This is a genomic window from Streptomyces sp. NPDC051183 (assembly GCF_040682455.1).
In the GTDB taxonomy this organism is placed as follows: Bacteria; Actinomycetota; Actinomycetes; order Streptomycetales; family Streptomycetaceae; genus Streptomyces.
This window is the reverse complement of sequence record NZ_JBFBBA010000029.1, coordinates 74,327-91,809: the sequence shown is the minus strand read 5'-3', so window position 1 is coordinate 91,809 and position 17,483 is coordinate 74,327. Positions and strand designations below refer to the sequence as shown.

17 protein-coding genes are annotated in these 17,483 nt (G+C 74.6%); 10 read left to right on the top strand and 7 right to left on the bottom strand.

Features of this window, described 5'->3' with window-relative positions; translation table 11 throughout:
• Positions 1 to 9 precede the first annotated feature (9 nt).
• From AB0M99_RS24600 to lgt, 10 genes are all read left to right on the top strand, one after another.
• Positions 10 to 1,500, top strand: coding sequence for an anthranilate synthase component I (locus AB0M99_RS24600; protein ID WP_365923858.1), 1,491 nt, complete (start codon positions 10 to 12; stop codon positions 1,498 to 1,500).
• 14 nt (positions 1,501 to 1,514) lie between these two features.
• On the top strand, positions 1,515 to 2,207 hold the full coding sequence (locus tag AB0M99_RS24595) for a TIGR02234 family membrane protein (protein WP_365923856.1): 693 nt from the start codon (positions 1,515 to 1,517) through the stop codon (positions 2,205 to 2,207).
• Positions 2,208 to 2,368: 161 nt separating this feature from the next.
• Positions 2,369 to 2,626, top strand: a complete 258-nt coding sequence (locus AB0M99_RS24590) for an HGxxPAAW family protein (protein WP_365923854.1) — start codon at positions 2,369 to 2,371, stop codon at positions 2,624 to 2,626.
• A 68-nt stretch (positions 2,627 to 2,694) separates the two neighbouring features.
• Positions 2,695 to 3,177 carry a DUF2752 domain-containing protein gene (locus tag AB0M99_RS24585; RefSeq protein WP_365923852.1) on the top strand — a complete coding sequence of 161 codons (483 nt, stop codon included), beginning with the start codon at positions 2,695 to 2,697 and terminating at the stop codon, positions 3,175 to 3,177.
• Positions 3,178 to 3,339: 162 nt separating this feature from the next.
• Positions 3,340 to 4,149 (top strand): indole-3-glycerol phosphate synthase TrpC, encoded by an 810-nt coding sequence (trpC, locus tag AB0M99_RS24580; protein ID WP_125816880.1) that lies wholly within the window; start codon positions 3,340 to 3,342, stop codon positions 4,147 to 4,149.
• Positions 4,150 to 4,158: 9 nt separating this feature from the next.
• Positions 4,159 to 4,368 carry a tryptophan synthase subunit(beta) gene (locus tag AB0M99_RS24575; RefSeq protein WP_365923850.1) on the top strand — a complete coding sequence of 70 codons (210 nt, stop codon included), beginning with the start codon at positions 4,159 to 4,161 and terminating at the stop codon, positions 4,366 to 4,368.
• 194 nt (positions 4,369 to 4,562) lie between these two features.
• A complete protein-coding gene (gene trpB, locus AB0M99_RS24570; protein WP_365923848.1) occupies positions 4,563 to 5,819 on the top strand; it encodes a tryptophan synthase subunit beta in 1,257 nt (418 codons plus the stop codon).
• On the top strand, positions 5,816 to 6,631 hold the full coding sequence (gene trpA, locus AB0M99_RS24565) for a tryptophan synthase subunit alpha (RefSeq protein WP_365923846.1): 816 nt from the start codon (positions 5,816 to 5,818) through the stop codon (positions 6,629 to 6,631). The genes trpB and trpA overlap by 4 nt, the downstream gene beginning before the upstream one ends.
• A 95-nt stretch (positions 6,632 to 6,726) precedes the next feature.
• Entirely contained in the window at positions 6,727 to 7,656 is a 930-nt protein-coding gene (locus tag AB0M99_RS24560) for a thioredoxin domain-containing protein (RefSeq protein ID WP_365923844.1), read from the top strand.
• 87 nt (positions 7,657 to 7,743) lie between these two features.
• Entirely contained in the window at positions 7,744 to 8,754 is a 1,011-nt protein-coding gene (gene lgt, locus AB0M99_RS24555; RefSeq protein WP_365923842.1) for a prolipoprotein diacylglyceryl transferase, read from the top strand.
• A gap of 170 nt (positions 8,755 to 8,924) precedes the next feature.
• On the opposite strand, the gene AB0M99_RS24550 is transcribed toward lgt, so the two are convergent.
• The 7 genes from AB0M99_RS24550 to AB0M99_RS24520 are packed head-to-tail and all read right to left on the bottom strand — an operon-like array spanning position 8,925 to position 17,294.
• Positions 8,925 to 9,749, bottom strand: coding sequence for a CoA ester lyase (locus tag AB0M99_RS24550; protein ID WP_365923840.1), 825 nt, complete (start codon positions 9,747 to 9,749; stop codon positions 8,925 to 8,927).
• Positions 9,746 to 11,047: a CoA transferase gene (locus AB0M99_RS24545; protein WP_365923838.1), complete on the bottom strand. Its 1,302-nt coding sequence runs from the start codon at positions 11,045 to 11,047 to the stop codon at positions 9,746 to 9,748. The genes AB0M99_RS24550 and AB0M99_RS24545 overlap by 4 nt, the downstream gene beginning before the upstream one ends.
• A complete protein-coding gene (gene rbsK / locus AB0M99_RS24540) occupies positions 11,044 to 12,012 on the bottom strand; it encodes a ribokinase (RefSeq protein WP_365923836.1) in 969 nt (322 codons plus the stop codon). The genes AB0M99_RS24545 and rbsK overlap by 4 nt, the downstream gene beginning before the upstream one ends.
• On the bottom strand, positions 12,009 to 13,748 hold the full coding sequence (locus AB0M99_RS24535; RefSeq protein ID WP_365923834.1) for an ADP-ribosylglycohydrolase family protein: 1,740 nt from the start codon (positions 13,746 to 13,748) through the stop codon (positions 12,009 to 12,011). The genes rbsK and AB0M99_RS24535 overlap by 4 nt, the downstream gene beginning before the upstream one ends.
• Positions 13,745 to 14,890 (bottom strand): ADP-ribosylglycohydrolase family protein, encoded by a 1,146-nt coding sequence (locus AB0M99_RS24530; RefSeq protein WP_365923832.1) that lies wholly within the window; start codon positions 14,888 to 14,890, stop codon positions 13,745 to 13,747. Before AB0M99_RS24530 ends, AB0M99_RS24535 begins: the two co-directional genes overlap by 4 nt.
• Positions 14,887 to 16,311: an ADP-ribosylglycohydrolase family protein gene (locus AB0M99_RS24525; protein WP_365923830.1), complete on the bottom strand. Its 1,425-nt coding sequence runs from the start codon at positions 16,309 to 16,311 to the stop codon at positions 14,887 to 14,889. Before AB0M99_RS24525 ends, AB0M99_RS24530 begins: the two co-directional genes overlap by 4 nt.
• Complete coding sequence (locus AB0M99_RS24520) at positions 16,308 to 17,294, bottom strand: ADP-ribosylglycohydrolase family protein (RefSeq protein WP_365923828.1); 987 nt, start codon at positions 17,292 to 17,294, stop codon at positions 16,308 to 16,310. The genes AB0M99_RS24525 and AB0M99_RS24520 overlap by 4 nt, the downstream gene beginning before the upstream one ends.
• Positions 17,295 to 17,483: the final 189 nt, after the last annotated feature.

The window sequence follows — 17,483 nt, the reverse complement described above, 5'->3', positions numbered from 1 at the left end:
TCCCACCCGATGGATCTCGACACGTTCCGCAAGCTCGCGGCCGACCGCCGCGTCATCCCCGTGAGCCGCAAGCTGCTGGCCGACGGGGACACCCCCGTCGGGCTCTACCGGAAGCTGGCCGCCGAACGTCCGGGGACGTTTCTGCTGGAGTCCGCCGAGAACGGCCGGTCCTGGTCCCGCTACTCCTTCGTCGGCGTGCGCAGCGACTCGACCCTGACCGTCCGCGACGGCCGGGCGCACTGGATCGGCACCCCGCCCACCGGAGTCCCGACCGACGGCGACCCGCTGGAGGCGCTGCGGCAGACCGTCGAGGCCCTGCACACCCCCCGCGACCTCGCCTCCGGCATGCCCCCCTTCACCGGCGGCATGGTCGGCTACCTCGGCTACGACATCGTGCGCCGCCTGGAGCGCATCGGCGAGCACGGCACGGACGACCTCCAGCTGCCCGAGCTGACCATGCTGCTCACCTCCGACCTGGCGGTCCTGGACCACTGGGACGGCACGGTCCTGCTCATCGCCAACGCCATCAACCACAACGACCTCGACACGGGCGTGGACGAGGCGTACGCCGATGCCGTCGCGCGGCTCGACGCCATGGAGGCCGACCTCGCGCGGCCCGCGCCCTACACCCCGGCCCCGCTGCCGGAATCGGCGCTGCCGCCCTTCGACGCGCTGTGGGGCGGCGAGCAGTACCAGGCCGCCGTCGAGGACATCAAGGAGCGGATCCGGGCCGGCGAGGCCTTCCAGGTGGTGCCCTCGCAGCGGTTCGAGACCCCCTGCCACGCCTCCGCGCTGGACGTCTACCGGGTGCTGCGGGCCACGAACCCGTCCCCGTACATGTACCTGTTCCGCTTCGAGAACGGCTTCGACGTGGTCGGGTCCAGCCCCGAGGCCCTGGTCAAGGTCGAGGACGGCCACGCCATGGTGCACCCGATCGCCGGCACCCGGCACCGCGGCGCGACCCCGCAGGAGGACCACGACCTCGCGCAGGAGCTGCTGGCCGACCCCAAGGAGCGCGCCGAGCACCTCATGCTCGTCGACCTGGGCCGCAACGACCTCGGCCGGGTCTGCGAGCCGGGCTCCGTCGAGGTCGTCGACTTCATGACCATCGAGCGGTACTCGCACGTCATGCACATCGTCTCGACCGTGACGGGCCGCGTCGCCGAGGGCCGGACCGCCTTCGACGTGCTCACCGCCTGCTTCCCGGCCGGCACCCTGTCGGGCGCGCCCAAGCCGCGCGCCATGCAGATCATCGAGGAGCTCGAACCCTCCCGCCGCGGCCTGTACGGCGGCTGCGTCGGCTACCTCGACTTCGCCGGGGACTCCGACACCGCCATCGCCATCCGCACGGCGCTGCTGCGCGACGGCACGGCGTACGTCCAGGCCGGCGCGGGCGTCGTCGCGGACTCGGTGCCCGAGCTGGAGGACAACGAGTGCCGCAACAAGGCGGCTGCCGTGCTCCGCGCGGTGGGAGCGGCGAACCGCCTCCACAGGCGCTGAGGGCGTAGGGGATAGTGGGGTACGTGAGTGCCGTACCCCCGCCCCGAAACGATGCCGCCTCCGAGTCCGCCGAGGGCCCCGACATCGACGCCGACACCGCCGCGGACCCCGACACCGCGGCCGCCCGCAGCAGCCGCCGCAGCGTGGCCGTGGCCCTGCTGCTCGGCACGCTCGGCGCCACCGTGGTCCTGCTCGCCTCCGGGCGCGTCTGGGCCCGGGGCACCGCCGCGCTCGGCGACGGCTCGCTGCCGCTGACCGCGGACGGGCGGGCCGTCACCGGCCTTCCGGCCGCCCTGGCGATCGTGGGCCTGGCGGCCCTGGTCGCCGTCTTCGCCGTACGCGGCAAGAGCCGGCTGCTGGTGTCCGGGCTGCTCGCACTGAGCGGCCTGGGCGCGGCCCTGGCCGCGGTCTTCAACGCCGACGGGCGCCGGGCGCTGGACGCGGAGGCCGCCCGTACCGCCGCGGACACCGCGGCGCATGTGGCCGGGCTCACGCACACGGCGTGGCCCTACGTCACCGCAGCCGGCGCGGCCCTGATCCTGGTGGCGGGCCTGCTGGCGCTGCGCTACGGGCGGGGCTGGCCGGCCATGGGCGGCCGCTACGAGCGTGACGGCAGCCCGCGCACCCGCAAGGCGGCAGCGGTGGACCCGGACCGGCCCGAGGACCTGTGGAAGGCCCTGGACCGCGGCGAGGACCCGACCCGCTAGGGGCGCGACCGCGCCCCGACGGGGTCCCGGCAGGGCCCGTACCCCGCCCGGGCCGACCCGCTGGACGCGGACCCGCCCCGGTGCGGGACAATGACCACCGAGCGTTCGGCACAGCAGGTGCGACGTTCGACAGAGCAACCCAGACCAACGAGGAGCAACTCATGGCGGGCACTAGCCACGGACACACCCCGGCCGCCTGGACCGGTGTCATCATCGCCTTCATCGGTTTCTGCGTCTCCGGCGCCTTCATGGTGCTGGCGAACCCGTGGGGCTTCTGGGCCGGCCTCGTCGTCGTCGCGATCGGCGGTGTCGTGGGCATGGCGATGAGGGCCGCGGGCATGGGCGCGCCGAAGGCGACCCACCACGACCTCGCCGAGGTCATTGCCGCCAACGCCGCCAAGGTTCCGGCCAAGGTCTGAGCAGGCAGCGCCGGCCACCGAACCGTCGGCTTCGAAAGGCGCGGCCCCGTCGGGCTGCGCCTTTTGTCATGACCGGAGAGAATCAGCAGGTGGACGCCTTTCGCAGCTCCGACACGGTGCCGCCGCCGGCACCGGCCCCCGCACCGGACCCCTCCCGGGCCCGGCGGCTGGCCGCCCCGGCGCTCACACTGGCCGCGGCCGCCGCGGCGCTCGCGTACGTGGGCACCGTGGACCCCAACGAGCCGGGCCACTATCCGGTCTGCCCGCTGTTCAGGCTCACCGGAATTCTCTGTCCGGGCTGCGGCGGACTGCGCAGTGCGCACGCGTTCGCCCACGGCGATCTCGTCGTTGCTTTCGGGGCAAACGCCATGGCTGTCGTGGGCTATTTCGTCTTCGCCGGCTTCATGGCCCTGTGGCTGGTTCGCGCCGCTCGGGGCGGCCCGTCCGTACGGTTCGCCCTGAAACCACTGCACTGGTGGGTCATCGGCACCGTGGCCCTGGCCTTCTCGGTTGTCCGGAACCTGCCCTTCGGCTCGGCACTGGCGCCCTGAGGTATAGATGAAGTGCAGATTCCGAATGTCCACTTAATGGGACGCCGTCAACCGCGTGCGGAGGGCAAGGCGTCCTGCGGATACCATTTGAATTGCTGACCTTGCAGTTGTACGTGTCTGCAAGGCGGCCGACCGTCATCGACCCGGAAGGGGGCCGCTCGCGTGAGTGTGCTCGACGAGATCATCGAAGGGGTCCGCGAAGACCTTGCCGAACGGCAGGCTCGCGTCAGCCTCGACGAGCTCAAGGAGCGTGCCGCCAAGGCGCCCCAGGCCAAGGACGGCGTCGCGGCCCTGCGCGGCGACGGCGTCAAGGTGATCTGCGAGGTCAAGCGCTCCAGCCCGTCCAAGGGCGCGCTGGCAGCCATCGCCGATCCGGCAGGGCTCGCCGCCGACTACGAGGCGGGCGGTGCGGCGGTCATCTCCGTCCTCACCGAGCAGCGCCGTTTCGGCGGCTCGCTCGCCGACCTGGAGGCCGTCCGCGCCCGCGTGGACATCCCGATCCTGCGCAAGGACTTCATCGTCACGGCGTACCAGCTGTGGGAGGCCCGCGCCTACGGCGCCGACCTCGTGCTGCTGATCGTCGCGGCCCTGGAGCAGGAGGCCCTCGTCTCCCTCATCGAGCGGGCCGAGTCCATCGGCCTCACCCCGCTCGTCGAGGTCCACGACGAGGAGGAGATCGAGCGCGCGGTCGCCGCCGGTGCCAAGATCATCGGCGTGAACGCCCGCAATCTCAAGGACCTCAAGGTCGACCGCTCCACCTTCGAGCGCGTCGTCGGCGAGATCCCGGCCCACATCGTCAAGGTCGCCGAGTCCGGCATCCGCGGGCCGCACGACCTGATCGCCTACGCCAACGAGGGCGCCGACGCCGTCCTCGTGGGGGAGTCCCTGGTGACCGGCCGCGACCCGAAGGCGGCCGTGGCCGACCTCGTCGCCGCCGGCGCCCACCCCGCCCTGCGCCACGGGCGGAGCTGACCCGTACCCATGGCCCCCAACCGCCCCTCCGTCCGCACCCGACCGGGCTCCGGCCCGGCCGGCGTGCCGACGGCGCACGCGCCCCTGGCGCGCGGCTGCCGCCCTCGCGGCTGCCGCGCCCCGGCCCGGCGCGTGCACGGGCGGCGGGTCCGGTACGTGATCGGCTCCGAGCCCGGTCAGGTCAACGGCATGCGATGGCGCGGCGCAGTCGCGCCGTAACGAGGACCGCCCGCCCGGTGTAGCCGCACCGCGGGCGTCGGCGTCCCCGTACGTCCTGCCGCCCGAGCCGACCGGCTCCGGGGCGGGACGCTCCGTACCGTACGCACGGCATGCCCCAGCGGGGTGTGCGCGCGACGGGCGGACGGCGCAATACGGTGAAACCACCCGCGCCGCAATCCGTAGGAGCACTGGGCATGTCCAGCACCACGAGCGAGTTCTTCATTCCGGACCCGGAGGGTCACGTCCCGAACGCCGAGGGTTACTTCGGCGACTTCGGCGGCAAGTTCATCCCGGAGGCGCTCGTCGCCGCCGTGGACGAGGTCGCCGTCGAGTACGAGAAGGCCAAGGGCGACCCGGCCTTCGCGGCCGAGCTCAACGACCTGATGGTCAACTACACCGGCCGCCCCAGCTCCCTCACCGAGGTGCCCCGCTTCGCCGAGCACGCCGGCGGCGCGCGGATCTTCCTCAAGCGCGAGGACCTGAACCACACCGGCTCGCACAAGATCAACAACGTGCTGGGCCAGGCGCTGCTCACCAAGCGCATGGGCAAGACCCGCGTCATCGCCGAGACCGGCGCCGGCCAGCACGGCGTGGCCACGGCCACCGCCTGCGCCCTCTTCGGCCTCGAATGCACCGTCTACATGGGCGAGATCGACACCCAGCGCCAGGCGCTGAACGTCGCCCGCATGCGGATGCTCGGCGCCGAGGTCATCGCGGTGAAGTCTGGCTCCCGCACCCTCAAGGACGCCATCAACGAGGCGTTCCGCGACTGGGTCGCCAACGTGGACCGCACCCACTACCTCTTCGGCACGGTCGCCGGCCCGCACCCCTTCCCGGCCATGGTCCGGGACTTCCACCGGGTCATCGGCGTCGAGGCCCGCCGCCAGATCCTGGAGCGCACGGGCCGGCTGCCCGACGTCGTAGCGGCCTGCGTCGGCGGCGGCTCCAACGCCATCGGCCTCTTCCACGCCTTCATCCCGGACGCCGGCGTCCGCCTGGTCGGCTTCGAGCCCGCCGGACACGGCGTCGAGAGCGGCGAGCACGCGGCCACCCTGACCGCGGGCGAGCCCGGGATCCTGCACGGCTCCCGCAGCTACGTCCTCCAGGACGAGGAGGGCCAGATCACCGAGCCCTACTCGATCTCGGCCGGTCTGGACTACCCGGGCATCGGCCCGGAGCACTCCTACCTCAAGGACTCCGGCCGCGGCGAGTACCGCGCGGTCACCGACGACCAGGCGATGCAGGCCCTGCGCCTGCTCTCGCGCACCGAGGGCATCATCCCGGCGATCGAGTCCGCGCACGCCCTGGCGGGCGCCCTCGACCTGGGCAAGGAACTGGGCAAGGACGGCCTGATCGTGGTCAACCTGTCCGGCCGCGGTGACAAGGACATGGACACGGCCGCCCGCTACTTCGGGCTGTACGACGGCGCTGCCGAGGGGGAGTCGAAGTGAGCACGGGCAACATCGAGCTGCTGAGCACCACGCTCGCAAAGGCCAAGGCCGAGAACCGCGCGGCCCTCGTCGCCTATCTCCCGGCGGGCTTCCCGACCGTGGACGGGGCCATCGAGGCCGTCAAGGCCGTCATCGCGGGCGGTGCGGACGTGGTCGAGGTCGGCCTCCCGCACAGCGACCCCGTGCTGGACGGCGCGATCATCCAGACCGCCGACGACATCGCCCTGCGCGGCGGCGTCAAGATCGCCGACGTGATCCGCACCGTGCGCGAGGCGCACGAGGCGACCGGCGCCCCGATCCTGGTGATGACGTACTGGAACCCCATCGACCGCTACGGCGTCGAGCGGTTCACGGCCGAGCTGGCCGAGGCCGGCGGCGCGGGCTGCATCCTGCCCGACCTGCCGGTCCAGGAGTCCGCGCTGTGGCGCGAGCACGCGCAGAAGCACGGTCTGGCGACCGTCTTCGTCGTGGCCCCCAGCAGCAAGGACGAGCGTCTGGCCACCATCACGGCCGCCGGCTCGGGCTTCGTCTACGCCGCCTCGCTGATGGGTGTCACCGGCACCCGCGAATCGGTCGGCAACGAGGCCCAGGAGCTGGTGCGCCGCACCCGCGCCACCACCGAACTGCCGGTCTGCGTCGGCCTCGGCGTCTCCAACGCCGTCCAGGCCAAGGAGGTCGCGGGCTTCGCCGACGGCGTCATCGTCGGCTCGGCCTTCGTGAAGCTGCTGCTTGACGCGCCGGACCAGCCGGCCGGGCTGGCCGCCGTACGGGCTCTGGCGGGCGAGCTTGCGGAAGGCGTACGCAGGTCCTGACGCCGGGCGGGTCCCGATGGGGGTTCTGTAGCCCGATCGGGTGGAAGTGGGAGCGGGGAGGCACGCGAGTGCCTCCCCGTTTCGTTTGGCCGAGCGTGAGCGAGAAGAACGACGGTGCGAACCGCGATGCGACGAAACGATCGGCCAGGGAGCGACTCCTCGTGGAGCGCGAGCGGCAGAAGACCCGGGACAAGCGCCGGCGGACCCTCGTCGTGTCGGCGGCGGTGGTCGGCGTACTCGGCCTGGCGGCCGTCGTCGGCCTGATCGCGGCCAACACCGGCAAGGACGGATCCTCGGCCAAGGGCGGCCCGGTGGTGGCGCCCTCGGGGGCCACCGGCAAGGACGCCCTCGCCATCCGGGCGGGCAAGGACGAGGCCAAGTCCACCCTCACCGTGTGGGAGGACTTCCGCTGTCCCGCCTGCAAGGCCTTCGAGGACAACTACCGGGCCGTCACCCAGGAGCTGGTGGCCAAGGGCCGGCTCAAGGTCGACTACCACCTGGTGACCCTGATCGACGGGAACATGGGCGGCAGCGGATCGCTCAAGAGCGCCAATGCCGCCGCCTGCGCGCAGGACGCGGGCAAGTTCCCGGCGTACCACGACGTGCTCTTCCAGAACCAGCCGGAGGAGGTCAACGACGCGTTCGGGAAGAACGCGAAGCTGCTGGAGCTCGCGGGCAAGGTGGAGGGGCTGGACACCGCCGAGTTCCGCTCGTGCGTCGAGGAGGGCAAGCACGACGCGTGGGTGAAGAAGTCGTACGAGGCCTTCCGCGCCGGGAAGTTCCGCGGCACTCCGACCGTGCAGCTCGACGGCAAGGACATCTTCGCCGACCAGGCCGACCCGCTGACCCCGCAGAAGCTCAAGGAGAAGGTGGAGGCGGCGGCCAAGGGCACCGGCGGCGGGGCGGCCACCCCGAAGGCCTCCGGGTCGGCGTCCGCGTCGGCCTCCGCGACGCCTTCGGCATCGGCGTCCTCCCGGTCGAAGGCGGGTGCCAAGCCCACCCCCAGGGGGACTTCGCAGGAGTAGGCCGGGTCCGGGCCAGTCTCGATTCAGCAGCAGCTTGCCGGGCGGGTTGCGGTCCCTGCCGCCCGGCAGGGTAGCGTCGGGTCTGCCATGAACCTTGCCTTCATTCCCAGTCCGTCCACCGGCGTGATCCATCTCGGACCGATCCCGCTGCGCGGCTACGCGTTCTGCATCATCATCGGCGTCTTCGTCGCCGTCTGGCTCGGCAACAAGCGCTGGGTCGCCCGAGGCGGAAAGCCGGGCACGGTCGCGGACATCGCCGTGTGGGCGGTTCCGTTCGGCCTGGTCGGCGGTCGCCTCTACCACGTGATCACCGATTACCAGCTCTACTTCGGCGAGGGCCGCGACTGGGTCGACGCCTTCAAGATCTGGCAGGGCGGCCTCGGCATCTGGGGCGCCATCGCGCTGGGCGCGGTGGGTGCCTGGATCGGCTGCCGTCTGCGCGGCATCCCGCTGCCGGCCTGGGCCGACGCCCTGGCCCCCGGGATCGCGCTGGCCCAGGCCTGCGGCCGCTGGGGCAACTGGTTCAACCAGGAGCTGTACGGCCGCGCCACCGACCTGCCGTGGGCGGTGGAGATCTCCGACGGCCCGAACCGGGTCGCCGGGACCTACCACCCGACCTTCCTCTACGAGTCGCTGTGGTGCATCGGCGTCGCCGCGCTGGTCATCTGGGCCGACCGCCGCTTCAAGCTCGGGCACGGGCGGGCGTTCGCCCTGTACGTGGCCGCGTACTGCGTCGGCCGCGGCTGGATCGAGTACATGCGGGTCGACGAGGCCCACCACATCCTGGGCCTGCGGCTGAACGTCTGGACCTCGATCCTGGTGTTCGTGCTCGCCGTCACGTACTTCGTGCTGTCCGCGAAGCTGCGGCCGGGCCGCGAGGAGGTCGTCGAGCCGGTCGCCTCCGACGGTCCGGCGGAGGACGGCGCGACTCCGGCCGATGCCGAGGCGACTGCCGGCGCCGATGCCAGTGCCGATGCTTCGGCGGAGCCGAAGGACGGCGGGGCCGCGGAAGCGGCCCAGCCGCAGGGCGCCGTCAAGACCGACCTGAGCAAGGCTGAGCCGGGCGACGGCGAGGCGGCGGAGGCCGAGAAGCGCTGACGACCGAGCCGAAGGGGGGCGCCGCGTGTGACGCGGCGCCCCCCTTCGGCATGGGTGCGGTCCAGGGGGAGCTGTCACAGCCGCCTGGCATGATGCTGTACGTACGGGTCGGCGGCCAGTGGCTCTGGTCGGCCCTGAACAGCTGACCCGGCAGCCGCCCCGGCCGCCGGTCACCCCCGCCACACCTGGTCGGTGCGCCGGGACAGCGTCAGGGTGCGGTGCGCCGCCGCCACGACGGCCGGGTCCACGAACCGGCCGTCGGGCAGCGCCAGCGCCCCCGGCGCGGCCCGGGCGGCCGTGACGATCTCCTCGGCGGCGGTGACCTCCTCCGGACCCGGCAGGTAGGCCCGCTCGATCACCGGGAGCTGGCGCGGGTGGATCGCCGCGCGGCCGAGGAACCCGAGGGCCCGGCCGCGCGCGCAGGAGACGGCCAGCGCCTCCAGGTCCCGGATGTCGGGGAACACCGACTGGGCCGGCGGCGCCAGCCCCGCCGCGCGGGCCGCCAGCACCACGCGCGAGCGCGGCCAGTCCAGCCCCGCCTCGGCGCTGACGCCGAGGTCGGCCCGTAGATCGGCCTCGCCGAGGGAGAGCCCGCGCAGGGCGGGGTGCGCGCGGCCGATCTCGTACGCGCGCTCCACGCCCAGCGCGGACTCCAGCAGGGCGTACAGGGCCACCCCGCCGGTGCGTTCGGCGACGCGGGCGATCTGCGCGGGTGCGGAGATCTTGGGCAGGCGCAGTCCGGCCAGGCCCCGCAGGCCGCTGAGGGCGGTGAGGTCGGCGCCGGCCCAGGGGGACTCCAGGGCGTTGACCCGGACGTGGACCGGCACCTGGTGGCGTCCGGTGAGCAGTTCGGCGGTGGCGGCGCGGGCGTACTCCTTGCGGGAGGCCGACACGGCGTCCTCCAGGTCCACGATGACGGCGTCGGCGCCGGAGCGCAGGGCCTTGACGACCACCTCGGGGCGGTCGCCGGGTACGTAGAGCCAGGTCAGGATCACAGGGCCCCTTCACTGCGGAGAGCGCTGATCTCGGCCGGGCTCAGGCCGAGTTCGTCGAGGACGGCGTCGGTGTCGGCGCCGTGCGGGCGGCCGGCCCAGCGGATCCCGCCGGGGGTCTCGGAGAGGCGGAAGAGGATGTTCTGCATTCGGATGGGGCCGAGTTCCGGGTCCTCGACCTCCGTGACCGTGTCCAGGGCCGCGTACTGCGGATCGGCCATGACGTCCCGTACGTCGTAGACCTGCGCGACCGCGGCCTGGGCCTCCTCGAAGGCGGCCACGACCTCCTCGGCCTTGTGGCGGGCGATCCAGCCGCCGACCGCCTCGTCGAGCACGTGCGCGTGGGCCGCGCGCCCGGAGCCGGTCGCGAACCACGGCTCGGCGGTCAGCTCCGGCCGGCCGACCAGCCGTACGACGCGCTCGGCGATGGACTGGGCGGAGGTGGAAACCGCCAGCCAGCGGCCGTCCGCGCTGCGGTAGGTGTTGCGGGGGGCGTTGTTGGTGGAGCGGTTGCCGGTGCGCGGCTGGACGTAGCCGAGCTGGTCGTACCAGAGCGGGTGCGGGCCCAGCACCGTCAGGATCGGCTCGATGATCGCCAGGTCCACGACCTGCCCCTGCCCGGTGCGGTCGCGGCCGGCCAGCGCCGTCATCACGGCGTACGCGGTGGTCAGCGCGGCGATCGAGTCCGCGAGCCCGAACGGCGGCAGCGTCGGCGGCCCGTCGGGCTCGCCGGTGATCGCGGCGAACCCGCTCATCGCCTCCGCGAGGGTGCCGAAGCCAGGGCGGTGGGCGTACGGGCCCTCCTGGCCGAAGGCGGTGACGCGGGTCAGGATCAGCCGGGGGTTGGCGGCGGACAGCTCGGGCCAACCCAGTCCCCAGCGCTCCAGGGTGCCGGGCCGGAAGTTCTCGACGATCACGTCGGCGGTGGCGGCGAGGCGCAGCAGGGTGTCCCGGCCGCCCGGGGTGGAGAGGTCGAGGGTCATCGTCCGCTTGTTCCGCCCGAGGAGCTTCCACCAGAGCCCGACGCCGTCCTTGGCGGGGCCGTGACCGCGGGAGGGGTCGGGGCGGCGGGGGTGCTCGACCTTGACCACCTCGGCGCCGAAGTCGCCGAGCAGGGTGGCGGCGAGGGGCCCGGCGAAGAGGGTGGCCAGGTCGAGGACGCGCAGCCCTTGCAGGGGGCCTTGCCCCGGCCGGGCGCATGCGGCCGGGGAGTGCGGCCCGGGGCCCGGCACCGTACCGGGTACCGCGCGCCCGTCGCCCGCGGGACCCGGACGGGTTCCGGATCCGGGCGCGGGCGTCATGACGCCGCTCCGGGCGCGAGCCGCGGCCCGGCTCCTGCCTCGGGCCCGGGGGGCCCGGCATCCGAGTTCCGCCCGGCCAGGGCAAGGGCGTCGGTCTCGGCGCGGGTCGGCATCGAGTCCTGGGCGCCGGGGCGCTGGACCGAGAGCGCGGCGGCGGCCGAGGCCCAGCGCAGGGCCTCGGGCATGGCCCGGCCCTCGCCCAGGGCCACGGCGAGGGCGCCCACGAAGGTGTCCCCCGCGGCGGTGGTGTCCACGGCGCGGACCCGCGGCGCGGGCACGGAGAGCGGCTCCCGCCCGCGGGCGGCGTACAGCACCCCGGCCGCGCCGAGCGTGATGACCACCTCGGGCACGTCGTTCAGCAGGGCCTCGGCGGCCTGGCGGGGGTCGGTGAGCCCGGTGAGGGCGGCGGCCTCGTGCTCGTTGGGCACCAGCAGGTCGGTGGCGGCGAGGAGTTCGGCGGGCAGCGGCTGCGCGGGGGCCGGGGTGAGGACCGTACGCACGCCGTGGGCGCGGGCGGCCAGGGCTCCCGCCAGGACGGCGGACAGGGGGAGTTCGAGCTGGAGGAGGAGGGAGCCGACGGCGCCGATGCGGGACTCGTCGCCCGCCTCCAGGCCGGTGACGTGGGCGTTGGCGCCCGGGATGACGATGATGCTGTTGCCGCCCTCGTCGTCCACGGTGATGTGCGCGGTGCCGCTGGCGCCCTCGACGGTGCGCAGGGCGGCCGTCTCCACCCCCGCCGCGGCGAGCGCGGAGCGCAGCCGTACTCCGAACTCGTCGGCCCCGACCGCGCCGATCATCACCACCTCCCCGCCGGAGCGGGCGGCGGCGACGGCCTGGTTGGCGCCCTTGCCGCCGGGGACGGTGCGGAACGCGCGGCCGGTCACCGTCTCGCCGAGGCGGGGGGCCTTGGGGACGTAGGCGACGAGGTCCATGTTGGTACTGCCGAGCACGGCGATGGCCGTCATGAGCGGGCTGCCTCCTGAGCGGTGAGGTGGGCGAGGGTGTCGAAGCCGATGCCGTCGAAGCCGGCGACGCTGGTGGCGAGGCGGTTCTTGAGCGGGGCGGACCAGCGGTGCGGGACCTCGCCGGCGACCAGCGCGGCGAGGGCTCCGGCGGTGGCCCCGTTGGAGTCGGTGTCCCAACCGCCGGACACGGCACGGCAGACGGAGCGGCCGAAGTCGCCGTCGGCGTGGGTGAGGGCGGCGGCGATCAGGGCGGTGTTGGGGAGGGCGTGGACCCAGTGGTGGCGGCCGTAGCGGGCGTGCAGCCGGTCGACGACCCGGTCGAAGTCGGCCTCCCGCTCCGCCGCGGCGATCCCGAAGCGGACGGCCCCGGCGAGGCGGGAGCCGGGCGGTACGACGGCCAGCCCGGCTCGGAGCGCGGTGTGGACGTCGGCCCGGCCGGTGGCGGCCTCGGCGGTCGCGGCGGCGACGAAGAGCGCGGCGTAGACCCCGTTGGCGGTGTGGGTGAGGACGGCGTCCCGGTAGGCCTGGGCCGCGGCGGCGGCTGGATCGCCGGGGTTGGTCCAGCCGTGCACGTCGGCGCGGATGAGCGCGCCGATCCATTCGCGGAAGGGGTTGTGGCGGGTGGCGGTCGCCGGGGGTTCCAGCCCCTGGAGGAGGTTGCGGTAGGCGACGCGCTCGGCGGTGAAGGTGCGGCCGGCGGGGAGTTCGTCGAGCCAGAGGCGACCGACGTCGGCGGTGGTGAAGCCCTTGCCGTGGCGCTGGAGGAGGAGGAGCCCGAGGAGCGGGTAGTTGAGGTCGTCGTCCTCGGGCATGCCGTCGATGTTCTCGGCGAGCGAGGTGCGGGCGGAGCGGCGGTTCCACGGGTGGGCGGCGAGCAGCCCGGGCGGTACGCCCTTGGCCGTGAACCAGTCGTTCAGCGGCCAGTTCCCGGTGGCCCGGGCCAGGGCCCGGATCCCGTGGAGCGGCAGCTTCTCGACGGGCTTGCCGAGCAGACACCCGACGGCCCGCCCCACCCAAGCCGCCCCGAGCCGCCCCACCAGCCCGCCTCCGCCCCCTCCGGCGGCCACGGCCCCGGCTCCGGCGGGTGCCCCGGCCCAGGGCGGGCCGGGGTGGCTCGGCGCGGCCCGGCCATCCGGTCCGTGCGCTGCTCCGGTCTCGGGCGCTGTCCGGGTTCCGGCTGCTGCCTCGGTCCCGGGCGGTGTCCCGGGTCCGGCGGGCGCGGTGGTGGCTGGCTCGGTCCGGGTGTGGGCGGGTGTTGGGGTGGGCCAGGTGGCGGTGATGGCCGGCCAGGACTCCGGCTCGGCGGGGGCCAGGGGGAGCGGGAGGTCGGCGAGGGCGGTCAGGAGGTCGGACGCCAGGGCGCGCAGCGCCGGGGAGGCGGAGGTGGGGGAGGAGCCCGCCCGCTCGGGAGCCGGGTGTCCGCCCGCCGCCAGCCAGGTGCGGAGCAGCGGCCCGGCGGCCGCCTCCCGCCCGTCCTCGGCCGCCTGGCGGAACTCGTGCCCGACCAGGTCCTCCGGCTGCGCCCAGGTCAGCCGGACCAGTCCGGCGCCGCCGTCGACGGGCCCGGGGCCGAGCCCCTGAGCCCGGCCCGCACCAGGACCTGTCGCCCCGGCGGGGTTCCCGCTTCGGGGCGGGGCAGTGGGTGTGGCCGGGCCGACTGCCCCGGCGGGGCCGCGCTCCTGGCCGGGGGCGGGCGCGGGGGCGGGGCTGCCGGGTCGGGGGGTGGTGGGGGTCATCGGGGGGTCGTCAGGGCGGTGAAGGCCGACTCGTGGGCGCGGCGGCGGGTGCGGTCGCGGGTGAAGACCTCCCGGGCCACGGCGGCCAGGGACGCGGCCGGGGCGTGCAGGTCCAGGCGGCTGGCCTCGGCGACCTGCTTCGCCCAGGCGGCGGGGACCACGGCCTCACCGCCCAGGGCCCCGGCGAGGGCCCCGGCCATGGTGGCGATCGAGTCGCAGTCCCGCCCGTAGTTGACGGCGCCGAGGACCGAGGTCTCGTACCCCCCGTCCGCGACGAGCAGCATCCCGAGGGCGACCGGGAGTTCCTCGATGGCGTGGAGCCGGGAGGGGCGGCGCGCGCCGAGGGAGGGCGCGCGGTAGTCCGGGCCGACCGAGTCGTACGGGGCCACCGCCGCCCGGAGGGGAGCGAGCGCCGACTCGAAGTCCCGGTGGCGCCGGGCCGCTTCGCAGACGGCCGCGATGGCGGCGCGGGTGCCGTCCTTGGCCAGCGACAGCGCGGTGTCCACCACCGACGAGGCCGTGGCCCCGGGGGCGCACGCCGCCGCGACCGCCGCCGCGAACACCCCGGCGGCCTCCCGCCCGTACGAGGACTGGTGGGCCCCCGCGATGTCCAGCGCCTCGGCGTACGCCCCGGCGGGATTGCCCGCGTTGACGATGCCGACCGGCGCCATGTACATCGCCGCCCCGCAGTTGACGATGTTGCCGTCCCCGGCCTCGCGCGGGTCGACGTGGGCGTAGTGGATCCGCGCGACGATCCACTTCTCCGCGAGGAACACCCGCTGGAGCGGCAGGGCGTGCGCCTCCAGCTCCGGGATCCAGCGCGGTGCCGACATCAGGTCCGGGACCAGGTGCTCGGCCACCGCGTACGCGTCGAGGTGGTCCCGGACGGCCTCGTAGACCCGTACCAGCGCGTGCGTCATGAGGGTGTCGTCGGTGACGTGCCCGTCGCCCTTGTGGTACGGCGCGATGGGCCTGGCCGTACGCCAGTCCTCGTGCCACGGGCCGACGATGCCGTGGACGCGGCCGCCGTGCCGTTCCACGATCTGCTCCGGGGTCCAGCCTTCGACCGGGCCGCCGAGGGCGTCGCCGACGGCGGCTCCGACGAGGGCGCCTGCGGCCCGGTCCTCCAGTGTGAGCGTCATGTCCGAATCATCATTCCTTGGTGCTGGGTCTTGGGTGAAGTGAGTTCCGTACGCGTGAGCAGCGCGGCCAGTTCGACGAGATCGGTGCCGGCGAGGCGGGGGAGGGCGCAGCCGGACAGGGTCCGGCACGCGTCGCGCCACGCGGCGGGGATCGAGTCGCCGCCGCCGAGCGCGCCGGTGAGCGCGCCGGCGAGGGCCGGAGCGGAGTCCGCGACGCGGGACAGGCAGGCGGCGGCCGGGACCGCCTCGACGACCTTGCCGCGGGCGGCGGTTGCGAGGGCGAGGGCGACCGGGACGGTCTCGGCGGCGGCGATTCCGTAGCTGTAGACGTGGTCCACGATCTCGTGCTCAAGGGTGGGGACGATGGCGAACGCGCCGCCACCGCCCGTATGGGTACGGGCGAGTTCGACGGCGTGGCGCGCGTTGCGGCCGATCTCGGTGGACGCGGGCAGCTGTTCGAGGGCCGCGTCGACCGCGGCGTCCACCGCGTGTTCGGTGTCCCCGCAGCCGAGGGCGGTGGCGATGGCGGCGGCCATCGCGCGGGCGCCGTGGACGCCGTCGCCGTCCTGGGTGTAGCGGGCGTCGAACTCGGCGAGGTCGGCGGCCGCGACCGGGTCACCGGGGTGGACGACGGCGAGGACGCAGGCCCGGATGCAGGCGGCGTCGTCGAAGTAGTGCGGGTTGTCGTGGCCGGTGGCGGGCGGGCGCAGGCCGGTGGCGAGGTTGCCGAGCCCGGCCCGTACGGAGATCCGGGCGCGCAGCGGCAGCACCGCCGACTCGACCTCGGGGGCCCGCTCGGCCGCGGCCGCCACCTCGCTGGCCAGGGCGTTCCAGGCGAGGTCGATGGCGGCGCGCATCCGGCGCGACCGGCTCAGGTCGCTGAGCAGGACCCCGGCCGCCGTCAGTACGGACTCGGCGGCGAAGGCGGCCCACTCGGCGTCGTCGGAGGGGCCGAGGCGCAGCGGCTCCGGGGGCTGGTTCAGGGCGATCGGTACGGGCAGGGTCGTGGTCGCGTTCTGCTCGGCGAAGGTGTCGAGCTCGCGGGTGAGGCGGCGGGTCCACTCGGGCATGCGGCTGGCGCGGTGGCGGGCCGCGGGCCAGCCGGCGGCGTCGCCTGCGGCGAGCCCGAGGAGGAGCCCCTCGATCCGGCGCGCGGGTGCCGAGGGCGCCGCCGGCGCCGCGGGTGCGGCGGGCCGGGGTTCGAGCGCGCTCGAAGCGGAGCCCGGGACGACGGTACGGATCCGCCCGCGCGGCCCGCCGTCGACGCCGGCCGGCGCAGGCGCCACCGCGGGCGCGAGCCCGGCCGGGGCCCCGGTGAGTGCCGCGGAAGCCTCGGAAGGCGCGGCCGGGCGCGGCGTGCCGCCGGGCGGGTCGGTCAGGGGGTCCGGGGTGAAGGGGGCGGGGGCCGGGGAGGGCGTCATCGGGGGGTCTCGTATTCCGGGGTGAGGAGGTCCGCGATGTCCAGGACGTGGTAGCCGCGCATCGAGGGGAGGCAGCTGCCCCGGACCGGGCCGATCGCCGAGGACCAGGAGGACGGGATCGCGGAGGTGCCGGACATCGCACCGGACAGCGCGCCCGCCACGGCCGCCGTGGTGTCCGCGTCCCGGCCCATGTTCACCGCCATCAGCACCGAGCCCGGGAAGTCGCCCGCGCACGCGGCGAACGCGCCGAAGGCGAGGCCGACTGCCTCGGGGGCCAGGTCCGTCCACGGGTAGCCGCCGATCACGACGGCCGAGCGGACCGCCCGCTCGCCGCGCGGGGCGGCCGTGACCGCCCGCCGCAGGGAGCGGGCCGTCCAGGAGTCGGAGGGGATGACCGACAGCGCCGCCGAGATCACCGAGGCCGCGCTGCCGCCCGCCATCGCCGCCGCGACGCCCGCGGCCACCGCCTGGCCGCCGTAGATGCCCTCGCCGTCGTGGCTCACGCGGCCGTCGATCGCGACCAGGCGCGCCGCTTCCGCCGGGCGGCCCGCCGCGAAGACCCCGAAGGGCGCCGCCCGCATGGCCAGGCCGTCCGACCAGGCGTGGCGGTGCTGGGCCGAGATCGGGGCCGCGAGCCCGCGCCGGAGGTTCTCCAGGGTGCCCCGCTCGGAGAAGCCGGCCCCGCGGAACGGCCCCTCGTCGAGGTCCGCGATCCAGTGGTGCCAGGCCCGCTCCACGTGCGAGACGGTGAGGGCCGAGCCGTGGCGGGCCAGCAGCAGCCCGGAGAAGATCGCGTACTCGGTGTCGTCCGTACCCGCCGGGTCCTCCGACACGAAGCCCTCGATACGGCCCCACTTCGCCCGGATCTCCGACGGCTTCATGTTCTCCGCGGGGGCGCCCAGCGCGTCACCCACCGCGAGTCCCAGAAGAGCGCCCCTGGCCCGTTCGAGGAGGACCTGCGGATTGCATGCAATCAGCTCCATGGCGCGCCTCTCCACTTGATGGGACTCATCTTGAGCCCTTGGGGGATTTGTGCCACGGCATGCGGTTTGTCGCTCGTCGCAAAACGCCCCGCCCGCACTGCCGTCACCCGGTCGCCGACCCGCAAAACCCCAGGTAAGTACGGCCTTCCTTGCTGGCGGGCGATTGAAATCGTGCGTAGTTTCGAGGTG

What these genes read in the sequence shown, in the direction of transcription:
- AB0M99_RS24600 (WP_365923858.1), top strand. Translation starts at nt 10, where the DNA reads ATGGATCTCGACACGTTCCGCAAGCTCGCGGCCGACCGCCGCGTCATC.
- AB0M99_RS24590 (WP_365923854.1), top strand. Translation starts at nt 2,369, where the DNA reads ATGGCGGGCACTAGCCACGGACACACCCCGGCCGCCTGGACCGGTGTC.
- AB0M99_RS24585 (WP_365923852.1), top strand. Translation starts at nt 2,695, where the DNA reads ATGACCGGAGAGAATCAGCAGGTGGACGCCTTTCGCAGCTCCGACACG.
- AB0M99_RS24575 (WP_365923850.1), top strand. Translation starts at nt 4,159, where the DNA reads ATGGCCCCCAACCGCCCCTCCGTCCGCACCCGACCGGGCTCCGGCCCG.
- trpB (WP_365923848.1), top strand. Translation starts at nt 4,563, where the DNA reads ATGTCCAGCACCACGAGCGAGTTCTTCATTCCGGACCCGGAGGGTCAC.
- lgt (WP_365923842.1), top strand. Translation starts at nt 7,744, where the DNA reads ATGAACCTTGCCTTCATTCCCAGTCCGTCCACCGGCGTGATCCATCTC.
- AB0M99_RS24545 (WP_365923838.1), bottom strand. Translation starts at nt 11,047, where the DNA reads ATGACGCCCGCGCCCGGATCCGGAACCCGTCCGGGTCCCGCGGGCGAC.
- rbsK (WP_365923836.1), bottom strand. Translation starts at nt 12,012, where the DNA reads ATGACGGCCATCGCCGTGCTCGGCAGTACCAACATGGACCTCGTCGCC.
- AB0M99_RS24535 (WP_365923834.1), bottom strand. Translation starts at nt 13,748, where the DNA reads ATGACCCCCACCACCCCCCGACCCGGCAGCCCCGCCCCCGCGCCCGCC.
- AB0M99_RS24530 (WP_365923832.1), bottom strand. Translation starts at nt 14,890, where the DNA reads ATGACGCTCACACTGGAGGACCGGGCCGCAGGCGCCCTCGTCGGAGCC.
- AB0M99_RS24525 (WP_365923830.1), bottom strand. Translation starts at nt 16,311, where the DNA reads ATGACGCCCTCCCCGGCCCCCGCCCCCTTCACCCCGGACCCCCTGACC.
- AB0M99_RS24520 (WP_365923828.1), bottom strand. Translation starts at nt 17,294, where the DNA reads ATGGAGCTGATTGCATGCAATCCGCAGGTCCTCCTCGAACGGGCCAGG.